This is a genomic window from Micromonospora sp. NPDC051543 (assembly GCF_044454415.1).
Classification (GTDB): domain Bacteria; phylum Actinomycetota; class Actinomycetes; order Mycobacteriales; family Micromonosporaceae; genus Micromonospora.
This window is the reverse complement of the sequence record NZ_JBITDT010000002.1, coordinates 332,520-349,692: the sequence shown is the minus strand read 5'-3', so window position 1 is coordinate 349,692 and position 17,173 is coordinate 332,520. Positions and strand designations below refer to the sequence as shown.

The following is a 17,173-nucleotide window of genomic DNA, read 5'->3' as shown; positions in this document are numbered from 1 at the left end:
CCTCACCCCGCGGCTCCGTCGCGCAGTCGGCGCAGCACGTCGGGCAGCTCGGGGGTGGGCCGGTCGACGAGGAAGAGCTTGTCCCGGCTGGTCGCGCCGGTCCGCAGCGACACCGCCGCCGGCCGGACGCCCAGCGCGGCGGCGAGGGCGCGGCGGGCCGCCTCGGTCGCCCGACCGTCCACCGCCGGGGCGTGGACGGCGATCACCAGGGAGGGGCCGTGCGGGCCGTCGAAGCGACCGCCGACGGCGTCGCGGGAGGCGCCCGGCTTCACGCGTACCGCCACGGTGAGCGCGTCCTGCGGGGGCACCGGCACCGCTTTCAGAACGGCCGGGCGTCGATGAGCAGGGCGGTGGCCGGCGCGCACGCCGCGCACGGCGTGAAGCCGAGCTCGACGGCCTCGGCGACGGGGAGCGTCTCGGGGGTCCGGCCGATCAGGTGCGGGCACGCGGCCAGGTGGTAGCGGGGCCGTCCGTCCACCACCTCGACGGAGTCGGGCAGCCGGGAGATCCGGGCCGCCTCGGCGGGGGTGACCGGTTGCTCCGCGGGCTCATCGGCCAACGGGTCGTCGGCCAGCGGGTCGGCAGCCCCGGTGTCGGCCCGGTACGCCTCGTCGACACGGGCCACGAACGGTGACGCCGGACTGACGGGCGAGGTGCGTGCACCGCCGTCGGCCGCCGGGGCGGGCTCGTACGGCGAGGCCACGTCGTACGCCGGCTCGGGGTCGGACGGCGGCTCGGGTGGTTGCCGCCACCCGGTGCCGCCGTCGCCGACCGTCGAAGGTACGTGCTGGACCGGCACATCCGGCTCGGCCAGCGGTGGCCCGTACGCGGCACCCGGCTCGGCCCGGCTGGCCGTGCGGAATGCCCCGCGGTCTCGCGGGCCGACCCGGCCGGGGTCCGCCGAGGCGCGGTTGGCGGCTGCCTGGCGGGCGCCCACCACCAACGCCACGGCGGCCAGCAGGCTGGCCGCGATGGAGATGGTCAACAGAGTGCTGGAGCCACCGGCCAGGCCGAACACCAGCAGCACCACGGCGACGAGAATGAGCAGGAGACTCGCGACTATCACGGCTCACCCCTGCCGCGTCGTACCGTCCAGGCGGGGCCGGCGACCGTCACCATCTGCGGAGAACGATCGCCGGCCGGTGCTCAGCGTCCGGCTTCGAGGGCGCCGGAGCGCCCGCCGCCGTACGAACCGGCGAGGCCCGCCGCGGCCAGCCCGTTGCCGCCGGCGACCCGGCCTGCCTCGGAGCGGGTCATCTCGGCTTCGAGGCCCTGGCCGCGACCGTCGAGGTCCCGCAGCTGGCTCTCCAGGTACGCCTTGAGCCGGGTGCGGTACTCGCGCTCGAACTGCTTGAGCTCCTCGATGTGCTTCTGCAGGGCCGTGCGCTTGGCGTCCAGGCCGCCCATGGCCTCCTGGTGCCGCTGGCGGGCGTCCCGCTCCAGGGCGTCGGCCTTCGCGCGAGCCTCGCGGGTCACCTCCTCGGCCTTGCTCCGCGCCTCGGACAGCAGCGAGTCGGCCTCGCGGCGCGCGTCGGACACGTGGTCGTCGGCGGTGCGCTGGGCCATCATCAGCACCCGCAGCGCCTGCTGCTCACCGTCACCGGTGACGCCGGCCGGGCCGCCGGTCGCGCGGACCTGCTCCAGCTCGGCCTGCATGGCGCGGGCGGCCTGCTCGGCGGCGGACTTGTCGCGCTGGACCCGGTCGAGCTGGGCCTTGACGTCGTTGAGCTCCGCCGCCAGTCGGGCGTCGCCGCCGGGGCCGGCGGGGGCACCGCCACGGCCGCCGCGCTCCACCTGGGCGCGCAGCTCGTTGTTCTCCTCGATGAGACGGGCGAGCTCGCGCTCGACCTCGTCCAGGAAGGCGTCGACCTCCTCCTCGTCATACCCCCGCTTGCCGATCGGCGGCTTTTTGAAGGCGACGTTGTGTACGTCGGCCGGGGTCAGCGGCATCGAAACTCCTCGGGTCAGTTGCGGCCGCGAAAGCGCGTCGGTCATCAGGCAGATGCCCTGATCGACGGCCCTAACACGAACTCCATCAGCACGAACAGGATAACCAGGAGCACAAGGGAGGCCAGGTCGATGCTCACGGTACCAATTCGCAGCGGAGGGATCACACGCCTCAACGCGTTGAGAGGGGGATCAGTGACGCTCCACACGGATTCCAGTCCTGCCGCCGCTCCACGCCCCGGCTGCCACCGGCGGCCGTACTGCAGGACGGCGCTCAACACGAACCGGGACAGAAGAAGAAGCAGGAAGACATAAAGGACCAGGTACAACACTTGCAGCAAGATCGACAACACGGTCAGCGACGTCCCTCGGGTCGGGCGGGGTCAACTCAGGCTGAAAAAACCGCCCTCAGCGATCTTGGCCTTGTCCTCAGCGGTGACCTGGACATTGGCCGGTGAGAGCAGGAACACCCGATTGGTCACGCGCTCGATCGTACCGCGCAGCCCGAACGCCAGGCCGGCCGCGAAGTCAACCAGACGGCGGGCGTCGGCCTCGTCCATCTCGGTGAGGTTGATGATCACCGGTACGCCGTCGCGGAAGTGCTCACCGATGGTGCGCGCCTCCCGGTAGGTGGTCGGGTGCAGGGTGGTGATCTGGTAGCGCTGCTCCTCCTCGGGCACGACCACGCGCTCCCGCGTCACGGCCTGCGGCGCGAGGGCCAGATTGTCGCGGGTGTGGTAGGTCAGCGCGCCCGACGTCTCGCTCGCCGAGGACCGCGTGATCGACCGTACGCTGGAGCGCTCGGCCCGCTCGGCCCGCTCGGAGCGCTCAGCCCGCTCGGCCCGCTCAGCCCGGTCGGAGTCGCCGCGGTCGGAGTCGGCGAGCCGCCCGGCCGACCGCTCGGAGAGCCGGCCCCGCTCACCCACGCGCGCCCGAGGAGCCGGCGGCTCCTCGGTGTCGTCGTCGTCCTCGTCGGCGAACTCCTCGGCGTACCGGCTCTGCCGGTAGCGCGAGTCACGGTAACCACCCTTGTCGTAGTCACCGTCGTCGTAGGCCCGCTCGTCGTCTTCCTCGACGAGACCGAGCCAGACCCCCGCCTTGCGCAGTGCACCCATCCCGCGCCCTTCCGTCCGCCGTGCGGCACTCGCCCCCGTGCCATGTCGCCCGTCGCGAGTGGACAACCATGCCCATCGGACCAGGACGGCAATCCCGTGACATGCGATTCGCGTCGCGTGTCACGACCCCCACAGGATCGGCCGTCCCTGAAACAACACTGATGTAATTTGCCTGTCTCGCGGTCAGGCTACCGCAGCGTGGGACGCATTCCGAGCAACGCGCTACCGACGCGGACATGTGTCGCGCCGTAACGGATCGCGATTTCCAGGTCGCCGCTCATCCCGGCCGACAACGCTGTCGCTCCCGGATGGACCGATCGGAACGCCTCGGCGATCTCGGCCAACCGGGCGAACGCGCGGTCCGGCGGCCAGCCCAACGGCGCGACCGCCATGAGGCCGGCCAGGCGCAGCGCCGACGACTCGGCGACCGCCGCGGCGACCCTGTCCAGGCCGGACTCCGGGTCGGCCGACCCGGGCAGAGCGCCGCCCCGCGCCGGGTCGCCGTCGATGCTCACCTGCACCAGGGCGTCCAGCGGCCGTTCCCGCTGCGCCGCCGCGCCGTCCAGAGCCCGCGCCAGCCGTACGCTGTTCACCGAGTGCACGACGTCGGCGTAACGGACCACCGAACGGGCCTTGTTGCGCTGCAACTGCCCGATGAAGTGCCAGCGTGGACGTACCCCGGCGGCGGCCACCTCGGCTGCCTTGCCGGCGGCCTCCTGGTCGCGGTTCTCCCCCATGTCGGTCACCCCGAGCCCGGCCAACGCCACCACGTCCCCGGCCGGGTACGTCTTGGTCACGGCGATCATGGTGATGTCGGCGGGGTCCCGGGCCGCCTGGGCGCAGGCATCGGCGATCCGGGCCCGTACCGTCGCCAGACCGGCCGCGAGTTCGGCGCGGCGGTCCGGTCGTAGCGTGGCTGAGCTGTCGGTCATCGGCGGCGCTCAGGAACCGTTCTTGAGAAAGTCGGGCACGTCCACGTCGTCGAAGAGCACCCGGCGGGGCGACTGCGTCGGGGCCGGCAGGGTGGCCGGCGGCGGCACCGGGGTGGTCTGCGGCGCCGGCTGGTTGGTGTTGGTCTTGCGGGTCGGCTCGGCCGCCTTGTAGGCCGGCGTGCCGCCGTCGAAGCCCGCCGCGATGACCGTCACCCGTACCTCGTCACCGAGCGCGTCGTCGATGACCGCGCCGAAGATGATGTTGGCGTCCGGGTGGGCCGCGTCGGTGACCAGCTGCGCCGCGTCGTTGATCTCGAAGAGGCCCAGGTCGGAGCCGCCGGCGATGGAGAGCAGCACGCCGCGCGCGCCGTCCATGCTCTGCTCCAGCAGCGGGCTCGAGATGGCCGCCTCGGCCGCCTCGACCGCGCGGTTCTCCCCGCGGGCGCTGCCGATACCCATCAACGCGCTGCCCGCGCCGCTCATGACGCTCTTGACGTCGGCGAAGTCCAGGTTGATCAGACCCGGGGTCGTGATCAGGTCGGTGATGCCCTGCACACCGGAGAGCAGCACCTGGTCGGCGGTGCGGAACGCGTCCATCATGCTGATGTTGCGGTCGCCGAGCGCCAGCAGCCGGTCGTTCGGGATGACGATCAGGGTGTCGCACTGGTTACGCAGTTCGTCTATTCCGGACTCGGCCTGCACCTGCCGGCGCTTGCCCTCGAACGAGAACGGCCGGGTCACCACGCCGATGGTCAGCGCGCCGAGCTTGCGGGCGATGTTGGCCACCACGGGCGCGCCGCCGGTGCCGGTGCCGCCGCCCTCGCCGCAGGTCACGAAGACCATGTCGGCGCCCTTGAGCACCTCCTCGATCTCGTCGCGGTGGTCCTCGGCGGCGTTCTTGCCGACGTCCGGGTTGGCGCCCGCGCCCAGCCCGCGGGTCAGCTCGCGGCCGACGTCGAGCTTGACGTCGGCGTCACTCATCAGCAGCGCCTGGGCATCGGTGTTGATCGCGATGAACTCGACGCCCTTGAGCCCAACCTCGATCATCCGGTTGACGGCGTTGACGCCGCCACCCCCGATGCCGACGACCTTGATGACCGCCAGGTAGTTGTGCGGAGGTGTCATCTCCGGTCCTTTCCCTTCGAGATTGGCTTCGGCCGACCGGGTACGGCGTGGCCAGCCCAGCGGCCGACGACAGCGCCACCAGCGAGGATCAGAGGTGAACCCTCACCCTCTACTAGAGGCTTACAGTTATGTCAACCACTGATCCTCTTCGGGGCAACGTAAGCGCCGCCGCGCCATGAGCCAAGGACCCGGTCGGCGTGTCGCCGGCCGGAGCGCGACTCGTCACGTCCAACGGCCCGCTCAGTCGGTCAGCGGAAGGTCACCACGTCCGGCGCGCTCACGTCGATCCGCTCGCTGTCCTCCCCGAGCAGCGCGGTGGCCACCCGGGCCTTGTCCGCGCTCCGCGTGGCGTCTCCCCAGACCACCGTGCGGTTCCCCCGCAACTTCAGGCTGATCCGGGCCAGACCCTCCACGCTCACGTCCACCAGCTCGGCACGCAGCTGCGGGGTGAGCGCGCCGAGCACCTCCAGCGCGGCCCGGGTGTCCGGGTCGGCGGCGGCGGGTCGGACCACCCGCACCAGCGGCAGCCCAGCCGGGCGGCGGACCACCGTCTGGAACGCCACACCGCTGCGGTCGATCACAGCGAACGCGTCCGCCTGCGGCACCACCGCCACCGGCGTCCGCTCGGTCACCTTCACCACCAGCGTGCCCGGCCAGTCCCGCGACACCGTGGCCCGCTCCACCGGCGCCAACCCACCGACCCGACGCGCGGCGGCCGCGAGGTCCACCCGCGCCAGCGGCACCCCGTCGGCAACCCCCACCGCGTCGCGTACCTGCACGTCCGTGACCAGCTCGGCGCCCTTGACGGTGACCGACCGGACACCGAACAGTCCGGTGCCGAGCACCGTCCAGGCGATCAGCCCGAGCAGCGCCAGCACGCCGGCGGCCACCGCCCACGGCATCGCCGCCCGCATCCGGCGCTGTCGGGCGCGGGCCATGAACCGGCGGGTCGACGCCGGCACCGCGTCGCTGCTGGCCCGGACCAGCTGCCAACGCCGCACCGGACCGCGCCGCGCAGAGCCGCCGTCGGGAGGGCTGGTCCGCCCGCGGGCGGGGCCGGGGCTCATCCGGCCGCGGGCGTCGAGCCGTCCGGTGCGGCGGCGCCGAGGGCCGCCCCGTCGCCACCCGCCGTGGATCCGCCCGGCACCGGCTGGCCGATCGCCGGGGTCGTCGCCAGCGGATCGACGGCCGCGGTCGCCGAGGAGCCGGCGGTACGCGCCCCCAACGCCGCCAGCAGCTCGTCACCCATCAGCGAGATCGGTGGAGCGCCCATGGTGACCACGACGTCGCCCGTACGGGCCCGCCGGGCCACCTCGCCCGGCACGGCCTCCCACGAGTCGACGAACACCTTACGGTCGGCCGGCAGGTCCACCGCCGCGATCAGCGCCGCGGAGCCCTCGCCGGGTTGGCGCAGCTCGCCCGGCCCGAAGACCTCCAGCAGCACCACCTCGTCGGCGATGGCCAGCGCCTCGGCGATCTCCGCCTGGTTGTCGCGGGTGCGGTACAGCCGGTACGGCTGGAAGACGACGATCAACCGTCCGTCCCCGGCCACCTCGCGCAGCGTCTGCAACGCCAGCATGATGGAGGTCGGGTGGTAGGCGTACTCGTCGTAGACCAGCACACCGTCCGCGACGCCCTTGCGCTCGAAGCGCCGCCGCACGCCGGGGAAGACCGCGAGCGCGGCCTCCGCCGCCTCCAGGGGCAGTTCGAGCAGGTACGCCGTCAGCACCGCCGCGGCGCTGTTGAGCCCCATGTGCCGCCCCGGCACCGGCAGCCGGAACTCGCCCAGCGACCGTCCGTCGATCGCGGCCAGGTAGCGCACACCGCGCGCGGACGAGGCGATGTCGGTCATCCGCAGGTCGGCGTCCTCGGCCGCGCCGTAGGTGAACACCCGCCGCCCCTCGGCGCGCAGGGTCTCGGCCAGCCGCCGACCGCCCGGGTCGTCGGCGCAGGTGATGATGAACCCGCTCGGGTCGGTGAGCCGCGCGAACTCCGCGAACGCCGCCTCCAGCGTCGCGAGGTCGCCGTAGGTGTTCAGGTGGTCCGGCTCGACGTTGGTGACGATCGAGACGTACGGGCGGTAGATGAGGAACGAGCGGTCGCTCTCGTCGGCCTCGACCACGAAGTGCTCGCCGGTGCCGTGGTGGGCGCCCGAGCCGACCTCGGAGATCTCCCCACCGATCACGAAGGACGGGTCCACACCGGCCTGCTGGAGCACCATCGTCACCATCGACGTGGTGCTCGTCTTGCCGTGCGTACCGGCGACCGCGATCGCCCGGCGGCCGGTCATCGCCGCCGCGAGGGCCTCCGAGCGGTGCAGCACCCGCAGGCCACGGCGACGGGCCTCGACCAGTTCCAGGTGGTCCTTCGGAATGGCCGAGGAGTAGACGACCGTGTCCACCCCGTCCAGGTTGGACGCCTCGTGGCTGAGGTAGATGGTGCCGCCGAGCGCCCGCAGGCCCGCGAGCGACGGCCACTCGCGCAGGTCGCTACCGGAGACCTGGATGCCCCGGGTGAGCAGCAGCCGGGCCACACCGAGCATGCCCACCCCGCCCACGCCGATCAGGTGCACGGCGCCCAGGTCCTCGGCGGTCAGCGTGCCGGCCGGGGTGAACTGCGCGGTCATCGGGCCACCGCCTCGAGGACGAACGAGCGCAGCGCCTCGTCACCGTCGCGCCGCCCGTACGCGGACGCCGCCGCGCCCATCGCGTACAGCCGCTGCGGGTCACGGATCAGCGGGATGACCGCCCGCTCCAGCCAGTCCGGGGTCAGCTCCGCGTCGTCGACGAGCAGACCGCCGCCGGCCTCGACCACGGGCAGGGCGTTGCGCCTCTGCTCCTGGTTGCTGTGCGGGTACGGCACGAAGATCGTGGGCAGGCCGATCGCGGCCACCTCGGCGACCGTCATCGCCCCGCCCCGGGCCAGCATCAGGTCGGCGGCGGCGTAGCCCAGCTCCATCTCGGACAGGTACGGCAGCGTCACGTACGGTACCGGCAGGTCGGTGGGGATCGGCACCGGCTCGTTGCGGGCGCCCATCACGTGCAGCACCTGCACGCCGTTGCGGGCCAGCTCCTTGGCCGCGCCGGAGACCGCCAGGTTGACCGAGCGGGCGCCGGACGAACCGCCGGCCACGAAGAGCACCGGCAGATCCGGGCGGAGGCCGAACCGGGCGCGGGCGGCGTTGCGCATCGCGTACCGGTCCAGCGAGGCGATGCTGCGGCGCAGCGGCACACCGACCACGGTGGCGTCCCGCAGCGACTCGGCCTGACTCGGCTGGTGCGGGAAACCGACCGCCACGTTCTTGGTGAACTTCATGCCGAGGCGGTTGGCGACGCCCGGCGGCACGTTCACCTCGTGGATCACCATCGGCAGCTCGCGCCGCCACGCGGCCAGGTAGGCCGGCACCGAGACGTACCCGCCGAAGCCGACCACGGCGTCGGCGCGCACCTCGTCGATCACCTTGCCCGCCGCGCGGGCGGCGGTCCACATCCGGCCCGGGGTACGGACCAGGTTCATGTTGACCGACCGGGGCAGCTGGTACGCCGGGATCTGCCGCAGGTCGTAGCCCTGCGGCGGGATCAGCTCGTTCTCCATGCCCTTGGGTGTGCCGAGACAGGTGATCCGGACGCCCGGGTCGTGTCGGCGCAGGCAGTCGGCGAAGGCGAGCAGCGGGTAGATGTGCCCCCCGGTGCCACCTCCCGCGAGCACCACCGAACGCAGCGGACCCATCAGCGTCTCCTCTCGCTCGCCGTACCCTGGCGGCTCCGGCCCTGCCGGACACCGCGCGGTGCGGCCTGATCGTCCTTCCGCCGCTCCCGCGCCCGGGGCACTGGCCCTCGGGCCGCCGGTGGCGTCGCCGGCCGGCGACGCCGGCCGGGAAGCGGCGGCAACGGGGCCCAGAGTAGTCGGACCCACCGGGCCGGCGGACGGGCATGCAGTGCTCTGGCCGCATCGGGTTCGGCGCGGGCGAAGGACGCCAGCATCCCGATCGCCGCCAACGTCACGACCAGGGCACTTCCGCCGTCGGAGATGAACGGCAGCGGCAGACCGGTGATCGGCAGCAGCCCGACCACGCCGCCAATGTTGATCACCGCCTGGCTCACCAGCCAGGTCGTGACGGCGGCGGCGGCGAGCCTCCGGAACGGGTCGTCGACCCGCCGGGCGATCCGCAGACCGGTGTACGCGAGCACGGCGAACAGGGCGAGCAGCACGGCACAGCCGATCACGCCCAACTCCTCGGCGATGATCGCGAAGATGAAGTCGTTGTGGGCCTCGGGCAGCCAGTCCCACTTGACGCTGCCCTTGCCCAGCCCGACTCCGAACCAGCCACCGTGCTCGATGGCCAGCCGGCCCTGGTAGAGCTGGAGGCAGCCGTCGAGCTTGCACTCCTGCGGGTCGGGCGGGTTGATGAACGACGTCAGCCGCGCCAGCCGGTAGTTGTCCGCGCCGCGCTCGCCGGAACCGGCGCCCAGCGAGGCGACCGCGATGAGCAGGCCGACGCCGAGCAGACCGGCCACGGTCAGCGCGCCGAAGATCCGCATCCGCACGCCGGCGGCCCAGAGCAGGCCGACCACCAGGGCCAGCAGGCAGAGCATCGTGCCGGTGTCGTTGTAGCCGACCAGCACGAAGAGCAGGCCCATCACCGGGAAGAGCGGGGTGGCCAGCTCCCGCAACCAGCCCAGGGCGGCCCCTTTGCGGGCGATCACGTGCGCGCCCCAGAGGACCAGCGCGAACTTGGCCAACTCGGATGGCTGGAGCTGGATCCCGCCGACGAACAGCCAGTTCAGCCGCGCCTCGATCGGCCCGAACGTGACCGACTTCAGGTTGGCGAGCCGGCCGTACGCGACCAGCACATTGAGCACCAGCAGCAGTGCCACCGCGGTGAACAGCAGCGGCCGGCCGAGGGAGCGGTAGGTGCTGGCGGGCAGCCGCTGGCACGCCCAGAACGCCCCGATGCCGATCACCGCGAAGATGGCCTGCTTGGTCAACGAGGCCGACGCGTTGCCGTCCTCGGCGTAGTCCTTCACGCTGGTCGCCGAGAAGACCATGGTCAACCCGATGAGCAGCAGCAGTCCGGCGCTGGACAGTAGTAGGTAGTAGGAGGCCAGCGGCCGGTCCAGCAGGCCCCGCAGCGCGGCCAGTCCACCGGCCGCGTCCAGCCCGCGCAGCGGCGCCGGCGTCTCCGCTGCCACGTCCCGCCGTACCGCACCCGGCTCCGCGCCGCGGGTCTCGTCCGGCTGCTTGCCTACCTCCGTGCCGCGTCCCGCTCCCACGTTCGACGGGCGGCGCGGCCGGCCGACTGTCCTGTCCTCGGTTTCTCGTTCCTCCCCCACTCGGACATCATCACCGCTCGGCGCGCCCGACAGGCCCACAACGCCGCACCGGGCGTGTCGGGCAGTGCGGGAGCCGGGGGCCCCGGGGGGGCGGCCATCTCCACCGCGTCCTTTGCTCTGCTTCAACCCAGGCAACAGTTCGGTCGCCGGAGTGTCGCCTCCGTTGAAGCAGAGCAAAGGACGTTCCGACCACTCGGCCACCCAGCCCCTGTCCCAACCCCTGCCCAGCAACGCGCCCGCCCCGGCCTGCGCCTGGGCGGGCCAGGGCGAGGTCGGGGCGGAGCTTGGGCTGGGGCTGGGGCGGGGGCGTCAGGTCATGTTGGCGAGGAACTCGCTGTAGAACAGGCCCAGGGCGATGGCCACGCCGATACCGGCGATGATCCAGAACCGGACCACGATGTTGACCTCGCTCCAGCCGGCCAACTCGAAGTGGTGCTGCAGCGGTGACATCCGGAACACACGTTTACCGGTGGTCCGGAAGGAGATGATCTGGATCACCACGGACATCGTGATGATCACGAAGAGCCCGCCGATGATCGGCAGCAGCAGGATCGTCCGGGTGGACATCGCCATACCGGCGATCAGGCCGCCCAGCCCCAGCGCCCCGGTGTCACCCATGAAGATCCGCGCCGGGGACGTGTTCCACCACAGGAAGCCCACACACGCCCCGGCGGCGGCCCCGGCTATCAGCGCGATCTCCAACGGGTCCCGGACCTCGTAGCAGTACGGCTGGGTGTAGCTCGGGTCGGCACACCAGTGGCGGTACTGCCAGAACGCGATCAGCGCGTACGCGGCGAGCACCATCACCGAGGCGCCGGTCGCCAGACCGTCCAGGCCGTCCGTGAGGTTGACGCCGTTCGTCGCGGCCATCACCACGAAGATGAAGATGATCACCGCGCCGACCTTGCTGACCTCCAGGAAGTCGATGTCCCGGATGAAGCTCAGCGTGGTGCTGCCCACGGTCTGGGTGTTGGTGGCCCTGCCCGTCGCGTCGGTCATCGTGCTCGGGAACCACAGCGCGATCACGCCGAAGACCGCGCCGACCAGGATCTGACCGAGCAGCTTGCCGCGCTTGTTGAGGCCGGCGCTGTTGCGCTTGCGCACCTTGAGGAAGTCGTCGAGGAAGCCCACCGCGCCGGAGAACACCATCAGCCCCAGCAACACCAGCGCCGTGATGGTCGGCTCCACCTGCGCGATCTGCGCGTCCGGCAGCGTGGTCAGGGCCAGGTGGCCGGCCACGTACGCGATCACCGTGGCCAGGATGAAGACCACGCCGCCCATCGTCGGCGTGCCCTTCTTGCCCTGGTGCATGGCCGGGCCGTCGGACCGGATCGGCTGGCCGGCCTTGAGCCGGGTGAACACCTTGATCGCGATCGGGGTGCAGAACAGCGAGACGACGAATGCCACCCCGATGGCGACGATGATGGCCCTCATCGACTGGCCTCCTCGGCGGCGTCGGCGCGCAGGGCGTCGGCCACCTCCCAGGTCCGGTACCGGGAGCCCTTGACCAGGACGACGTCGCCCGGCCGTAGCTCGCCCCGCAGCACCTCGACGGCCGCCGCCTGATCGGTGAGCAGCACCGACTCTCCTCCCCAGTTCGCTACCGTTGTCGCGCCTTCGTGGATCGGCGCGGCCGGCTCGCCCACCACGAGCAGCCGGTCGACACCCAGCTCGGCCGCGAGCCGGCCGACCTCGGCGTGGCCGTCGCGCTCGAACGGGCCCAACTCGGCCATGTAACCGAGCACCGCGACGGTACGCCTCTCACGTCCGAGGCTGCCAAGCGCCCGGAGCGCGACCGCCATCGAGGCCGGGTTGGCGTTGTACGAGTCGTCGATGACCGTCACCCCGTCGGGCCGGTCGAAGACGTCCATCCGTCGGGTGGACTTCAGCCCCAGCTCGCCGAGCGCCGTGGCCAGCTCGGCCAGCGGCATGCCCAGCTCCCGGGCGACCGCGGCGGCGGCGAGCGTGTTGCCGACCTGGTGCCGGCCGGTCAGCGCGAGCCGCACGGCCGCGCGCCCCTCCGGCGTGACCAGGGTGTACGACGGGTGCCCCCGCTCATCGAGCGTGACGTCCTCGGCGCGCAGGTCGGCGTCCGGCGCCTCGCCGTAGCGGACAACCCGGGCCCGCGTACGGCTCGCCATGGCGTCCACGCGGGGGTCGTCGGCGTTCAGCACGGCCAGACCGTCGGCCGGCAGCGCCTCGACCAGCTCACCCTTGGCCTGGGCGATCGCCTCCTGTGAGCCGAACTCACCGATGTGCGACGTGCCGACGTTGAGCACCACCGAGATCCGCGGCGGCACCAGCTCACACAGGTAGCGCACGTGCCCGATGCCCCGCGCACCCTTCTCCATGACCAGGTAGCGGGTGTCCGGCCCGGCCAGCAGAGCCGTGTACGGGTGACCCAGCTCGTTGTTGAACGAGCCGGGCGGCGCGACCGTGGCGCCGAGCCGGGCGGTGAGCTGACCGATCAGGTCCTTCGTGGTGGTCTTGCCGGACGAGCCGGTCACCCCGACCACGGTCAGCTCGGGCAGCCGGTCCACCGCCGCGCGGGCCAGCCGACCCATCGCGGTCAGGGCGTCGTCGACCAGCACCATCGGCACCCCGGGCACCGCACGGGTGCCGAGCACGGCCACCGCGCCGGCCTCGATGGCCGTCGTCGCATAGTCGTGCCCGTCGACCTTCTCCCCCGGGAACGCCACGAAGAGCGAACCGGGCCCGACCTTGCGCGAGTCGAACTCGACCGAGCCGGTGACGGTGGCGGCCGGGTCGGCGGCGACGAGCCGCCCGTCGACGGCCGTGGCCACCTCGGCCAGGGTCAGGGCGATCACCGCTGACCCGCCCGGTCCGCGAAGCGGGCCCGCAGCGCGTCGGCCAGCTCGGTGCTGTCGTCGAACGGGAACACCTCGCCCGCCACCTCCTGGCCCCGCTCGTGGCCCTTGCCGAGCAGAGCGATGACGTCGCCCGGCTCGGCCAGTCGGACCGCCTCGTCGATCGCGTCCCGTCGACCGGCCACCTCGATGATCCGGGCGGCGGTGTCGGCCCGGTACGCCCCGGCGAGCACCTCGGCGCGGATCTCGGCCGGGTCCTCGGTGCGCGGGTTGTCGTCGGTCACCAGCACCACGTCGGCCCCCTCGGCGGCCGCGGCGCCCATCACCGGCCGCTTGCCCCGGTCACGGTCCCCACCGGCGCCGATCACGCAGATCAGGCGTCCGACACTCAGCTCCCGCAGCGCGGCCAGCGCCGCCACGATCGCGTCCGCCTTGTGCGCGTAGTCGACGACCCCACGCACCGGCCCGGCGACGTCGACGAGTTGCAGGCGACCGGGCACGCCACCGCAGGCGGCCACCCCGTCGGCGGCGGTGCGCGGGTCCACCCCGGCGCCCACCAGCGCGGCGATGGCCAGCAACGCGTTGGCCACGTTGTGCCGGCCGGGCAGCGCCACCCCGGCGGACACGACCACGCCGTCCGGGCCGTGGGCGGTGAACCGCTGCGCGTACCCCTCGCCGTCGACGCCGTCGGCCCACCACGTCGCGGTGGGGTCGCCGGCCGCCGAGTAGCTGACCGTCGCCGGCTTGTAGAGCGGCGCGAGGGCCGGATCGTCGCGGTTGAGCACCTCGACCGCGCACCGGCCGTCGAAGAGCTGCGCCTTGGCGGCGAAGTAGTCGGCGCTGTCGGCGTGGAAGTCCAGGTGGTCGGAGCCGAAGTTCGTGTAGCCACCCACGGTGAAGCGCACCCCACCGACCCGGCCCATGGCCAGCGCGTGGCTGGAGACCTCCATGACGACGGCGGTGACCCCACGCTCGCGGGCGGTGGCCAGCATCGCGTGCAGGTCGGTCGCCTCCGGGGTGGTCCGCACGCTGTCGATCACGAGATCGCCGAGGCGGGTCTCCACGGTGCCGATCAGTCCGGTGGTGTGTCCGGCGGCGCGCAGCCCCGACTCCACCAGATAGGCCGTGGACGTCTTTCCGGCCGTGCCGGTGATGCCGATGACGGTCAGGTCGGCGGTCGGGTCGCCGTACACGGCCGACGCGAGTTCGCCGAGTACCGCGCGCGGGTCGGGGACCACCAGGGCGGGCAGGCCGCTCGCCGCCGCCAGCTCCGCGCCGGCCGGGTCGGTCAGCAGGGCCACCGCGCCGGCCTCGGCCGCGCCGACGGCGAACTCCGCGCCGTGGCGGCGGGCACCGGGCAGGGCCGCGTACAGGTCGCCGGGGCGGACCTCCTGGCTCGCGTGGGTGGCACCCGTGACGACCACGTCGGCGGCGTCCGCCGGAAGGTCGACGGCGAGCCGGGCGGCGAGATCACCGAGCCGGACGCCGGTCACGGTACGTGGACGTGGATTGCCGGGCACGGCGTCAGACCCTACCCGGTCGTCCGGTTCCGGCCGCACAGCCGCCCCGGTGGTTCGTCGGCACTCACCGATGATGTCGCGCCCACGCCGCTCAGCGCGGATAGACCACGAACTTCGGTGCGGAACCACTCGGGGACGGCGGCACCCGGTAGTGACGCAGCGTGAACTGCATCATCTCCCGGAACGCCGGGTTGGCGATCGCCGCGCCACCACCACCGGGGGCGTACACGAACACCGCGATCACGTACCGGGGCTTCTCGGCGGGGGCCATGCCGATGAACGAGGACACCTCGCCCGGCTGCCTCTTGCCGTCGACCCGACGCCACCCGGTGCCGGTCTTGCCGGCGACCCGGTAGCCGGAGACCGCGGCCGTGGTGCCGGTGGCGCCCTCGACGGTGGTGACCGCCTCCAGCATGGTGCGCAGCGCCGCCGCGTTCTGCGGACTGAGCACGGAGCGGGTGACCGGCGCGGGCGCGGGGGTCCGCTTGCCGTCCGGGCCGATCGTCTCCTTGACCAGGTGCGGCTGCACGTACGTGCCGTCGTTGGCGATCGCGGCGTACGCGGCGGCCATCTGCAACGGCGTGGCGTCGACGCTGTGCCCGATCGGCACCGAGCCGTACGACGAGTCGCTCCACTCGTCGGCCGGCAGCAGCCGGCCGCTGGCCTCGCCGGGCAGGCCCTCGCGGGTGGGCTGCCCCAGCCCGAACCGCTTCTGGTAGTCGATCAGCCGGTCCTTGCCGAGCTTGTCGGCGACGGTGATGGCGCCGACGTTCGACGAGAAGGCGAGCATCCCCGGAATGCTCATCTTCTTGCCGTTGGCGGGGTGGGTGTCCGAGAACCAGGTGTCACCCATCTTGATGCTGTTCGCGATCGGCAGCGTGGTGTCCGGGGTGATCACCCCCTCCTGGAGCGCGGCGGCGTAGGTGATGGCCTTGTGCACCGAGCCCGGCTCGACCACGAAGCTGGTCGCGGCGTCCTCCCGGGCGACCGGGTCGCTCGGGTTCGGCTTGGCGGCGTTGTAGGTGGGGTCACTGGCCTGCGCCCGCACCTCGCCGGTGGCGACGTCGATGATCACGGCTGCGGCGGTCGCGCCCTTCTGCCCCGCCATCCCCGCGCTGAGGATCTGCTGGCAACGGAACTGGAGGTCCCGGTCGATGGTGAGCGCGATCGAGCTGCCCGGCTTGGCCGGAGTCGTCTTGCTGTACCCGCCGGGGATCGGCGCGGCCAGGTCACCGAGGCCGGCCTCGTACACCCGCCGGCCATCCTGCCCGGAGAGCAGGTCGTCGTAGCGGGCTTCCAGTCCCTCCAGGCCGTCCATGTCCTGGCTGGTGAAGCCGATGAGGTTGGCCGCCAGGTCGCCGCCGGGCACCTCCCGGCGCTCGTCGCGGTGCACGCCGATGCCGGGCAGGTCCAGCGCCAGCACCTGCTTGGCCGTCGGGATCTCCACCCCCCGGGCCAGGTACTCGAAACGCGACGCGTTGCCGTTCTCCAGCTTGCGGGGCTTCATCAGCTCGGTCAGCTTCGACGCGGGAATGCCGAGCAGCGGAGAGAGCGCCTTGGCGGTGGCGTCCGCGCCGACCCACCCGGGGCTGGACCGGTCTTCGATCAGCGTCGGGTCGGCGAACACGTACCGCGCCTCGACGCTGTGCGCCAGCGGCTCGCCCCGGAAGTCGTAGATCGCGCCGCGCGGCGCGGGCAGCTCGACCGTGCGCGTCCGGTCGGCGACGCCACCACCGGCGTAGGCGGGGGTGTCGACCGCCTGCAGGAAGATCAACCGCACCCCGATGGCGACGAAGAGCGCCAGGGTGAGCACGGTGCCCAGGCGCAGCCGCAGCCGCGGGTCGGCGAGCTTCGGCGGCCGGGGCGGCTTGCGGGACGGCCGGCGGGCCGTCGGACGGTCGCCGCGACCGGGCGCGCGCGGCGTGGTGCGGCGACGCGGCGGCGGGACGTCGCCGGGGGCGCCGCGCGGGGTCCGGGGCGCGACGGTGCGCACGACGCCGCTGCGGCCAGCCGCCGGAGCGTCCCGCCGGCCGGCGCGGGCGGCGGCCCGGCCGCCGTCGAGCACCTGCAACGCCGGCCGGAACGGGTCGCCGGACCGGGTGCTGCCCCGAGGGGTACGCCGCTGCTCGGCGTTCCCGCCGCGCGCGGGCGTGCCGCGCTCCTCGCGGACCGTCCGCCCCCTCGGGGTGTACGCCCGAGCGCCGGAGATGCCACCGATCCCCGACTCACCCGTGCGCGACTCGGAGTCGGCGGCGTCACGGCGAGAACCGCGCCGGGACCCCGTGGGGTCCCGGGGGGGGGCGGGCGCCCCGGGGGGGAGCCGGGCGCCGCCCCCCCCCCGGGGGGGGGGCCCCCGGGCCCCCGGGGCCGGCG

At 73.0% G+C, this 17,173-nt stretch carries 15 protein-coding genes; all 15 read right to left on the bottom strand.

What is annotated here, in order from left to right:
• Positions 1-2: 2 nt before the first annotated feature.
• Positions 3-314 carry a DUF167 domain-containing protein gene (locus ACIA3K_RS04655; protein ID WP_357126977.1) on the bottom strand — a complete coding sequence of 104 codons (312 nt, stop codon included), beginning with the start codon at positions 312-314 and terminating at the stop codon, positions 3-5.
• A gap of 5 nt (positions 315-319) precedes the next feature.
• A complete protein-coding gene (locus tag ACIA3K_RS04650; RefSeq protein WP_396799198.1) occupies positions 320-1,066 on the bottom strand; it encodes a hypothetical protein in 747 nt (248 codons plus the stop codon).
• 80 nt (positions 1,067-1,146) lie between these two features.
• Positions 1,147-1,950, bottom strand: coding sequence for a DivIVA domain-containing protein (locus ACIA3K_RS04645; RefSeq protein WP_355049472.1), 804 nt, complete (start codon positions 1,948-1,950; stop codon positions 1,147-1,149).
• Between the two features lie 44 nt (positions 1,951-1,994).
• Positions 1,995-2,300, bottom strand: a complete 306-nt coding sequence (locus tag ACIA3K_RS04640; protein ID WP_355049471.1) for a YggT family protein — start codon at positions 2,298-2,300, stop codon at positions 1,995-1,997.
• A 30-nt stretch (positions 2,301-2,330) separates the two neighbouring features.
• The gene (locus ACIA3K_RS04635; RefSeq protein ID WP_396799197.1) at positions 2,331-3,062 is read right to left on the bottom strand and encodes a cell division protein SepF; all 732 of its coding nucleotides are present in this window, start codon (positions 3,060-3,062) and stop codon (positions 2,331-2,333) included.
• 188 nt (positions 3,063-3,250) lie between these two features.
• Positions 3,251-3,994: a YggS family pyridoxal phosphate-dependent enzyme gene (locus ACIA3K_RS04630; RefSeq protein ID WP_396799195.1), complete on the bottom strand. Its 744-nt coding sequence runs from the start codon at positions 3,992-3,994 to the stop codon at positions 3,251-3,253.
• 9 nt (positions 3,995-4,003) lie between these two features.
• Positions 4,004-5,119 carry a cell division protein FtsZ gene (gene ftsZ, locus ACIA3K_RS04625; RefSeq protein ID WP_355049468.1) on the bottom strand — a complete coding sequence of 372 codons (1,116 nt, stop codon included), beginning with the start codon at positions 5,117-5,119 and terminating at the stop codon, positions 4,004-4,006.
• Between the two features lie 248 nt (positions 5,120-5,367).
• Positions 5,368-6,186: a cell division protein FtsQ/DivIB gene (locus ACIA3K_RS04620; RefSeq protein ID WP_396799193.1), complete on the bottom strand. Its 819-nt coding sequence runs from the start codon at positions 6,184-6,186 to the stop codon at positions 5,368-5,370.
• Complete coding sequence (gene murC / locus ACIA3K_RS04615) at positions 6,183-7,745, bottom strand: UDP-N-acetylmuramate--L-alanine ligase (RefSeq protein ID WP_396799192.1); 1,563 nt, start codon at positions 7,743-7,745, stop codon at positions 6,183-6,185. The genes ACIA3K_RS04620 and murC overlap by 4 nt, the downstream gene beginning before the upstream one ends.
• Entirely contained in the window at positions 7,742-8,848 is a 1,107-nt protein-coding gene (gene murG / locus ACIA3K_RS04610) for an undecaprenyldiphospho-muramoylpentapeptide beta-N-acetylglucosaminyltransferase (protein WP_396799191.1), read from the bottom strand. The genes murC and murG overlap by 4 nt, the downstream gene beginning before the upstream one ends.
• Positions 8,848-10,260: an FtsW/RodA/SpoVE family cell cycle protein gene (locus ACIA3K_RS04605; RefSeq protein ID WP_396799366.1), complete on the bottom strand. Its 1,413-nt coding sequence runs from the start codon at positions 10,258-10,260 to the stop codon at positions 8,848-8,850. Before ACIA3K_RS04605 ends, murG begins: the two co-directional genes overlap by 1 nt.
• Before the next feature lie 501 nt (positions 10,261-10,761).
• Positions 10,762-11,886 carry a phospho-N-acetylmuramoyl-pentapeptide-transferase gene (mraY, locus tag ACIA3K_RS04600; RefSeq protein WP_396799190.1) on the bottom strand — a complete coding sequence of 375 codons (1,125 nt, stop codon included), beginning with the start codon at positions 11,884-11,886 and terminating at the stop codon, positions 10,762-10,764.
• Complete coding sequence (murF, locus tag ACIA3K_RS04595; RefSeq protein ID WP_396799189.1) at positions 11,883-13,280, bottom strand: UDP-N-acetylmuramoyl-tripeptide--D-alanyl-D-alanine ligase; 1,398 nt, start codon at positions 13,278-13,280, stop codon at positions 11,883-11,885. Before murF ends, mraY begins: the two co-directional genes overlap by 4 nt.
• Positions 13,277-14,839 (bottom strand): UDP-N-acetylmuramoyl-L-alanyl-D-glutamate--2,6-diaminopimelate ligase, encoded by a 1,563-nt coding sequence (locus tag ACIA3K_RS04590; protein ID WP_396799188.1) that lies wholly within the window; start codon positions 14,837-14,839, stop codon positions 13,277-13,279. Before ACIA3K_RS04590 ends, murF begins: the two co-directional genes overlap by 4 nt.
• Before the next feature lie 52 nt (positions 14,840-14,891).
• Positions 14,892-16,865: a peptidoglycan D,D-transpeptidase FtsI family protein gene (locus ACIA3K_RS04585; RefSeq protein ID WP_396799187.1), complete on the bottom strand. Its 1,974-nt coding sequence runs from the start codon at positions 16,863-16,865 to the stop codon at positions 14,892-14,894.
• Between the last annotated feature and the right edge of the window lie 308 nt (positions 16,866-17,173).

What these genes read in the sequence shown, in the direction of transcription:
- ACIA3K_RS04630 (WP_396799195.1), bottom strand. Translation starts at nt 3,994, where the DNA reads ATGACCGACAGCTCAGCCACGCTACGACCGGACCGCCGCGCCGAACTC.
- murG (WP_396799191.1), bottom strand. Translation starts at nt 8,848, where the DNA reads ATGGGTCCGCTGCGTTCGGTGGTGCTCGCGGGAGGTGGCACCGGGGGG.
- ACIA3K_RS04645 (WP_355049472.1), bottom strand. Translation starts at nt 1,950, where the DNA reads ATGCCGCTGACCCCGGCCGACGTACACAACGTCGCCTTCAAAAAGCCG.
- mraY (WP_396799190.1), bottom strand. Translation starts at nt 11,886, where the DNA reads ATGAGGGCCATCATCGTCGCCATCGGGGTGGCATTCGTCGTCTCGCTG.
- murC (WP_396799192.1), bottom strand. Translation starts at nt 7,745, where the DNA reads ATGACCGCGCAGTTCACCCCGGCCGGCACGCTGACCGCCGAGGACCTG.
- ACIA3K_RS04635 (WP_396799197.1), bottom strand. Translation starts at nt 3,062, where the DNA reads ATGGGTGCACTGCGCAAGGCGGGGGTCTGGCTCGGTCTCGTCGAGGAA.
- ACIA3K_RS04620 (WP_396799193.1), bottom strand. Translation starts at nt 6,186, where the DNA reads ATGAGCCCCGGCCCCGCCCGCGGGCGGACCAGCCCTCCCGACGGCGGC.
- ftsZ (WP_355049468.1), bottom strand. Translation starts at nt 5,119, where the DNA reads ATGACACCTCCGCACAACTACCTGGCGGTCATCAAGGTCGTCGGCATC.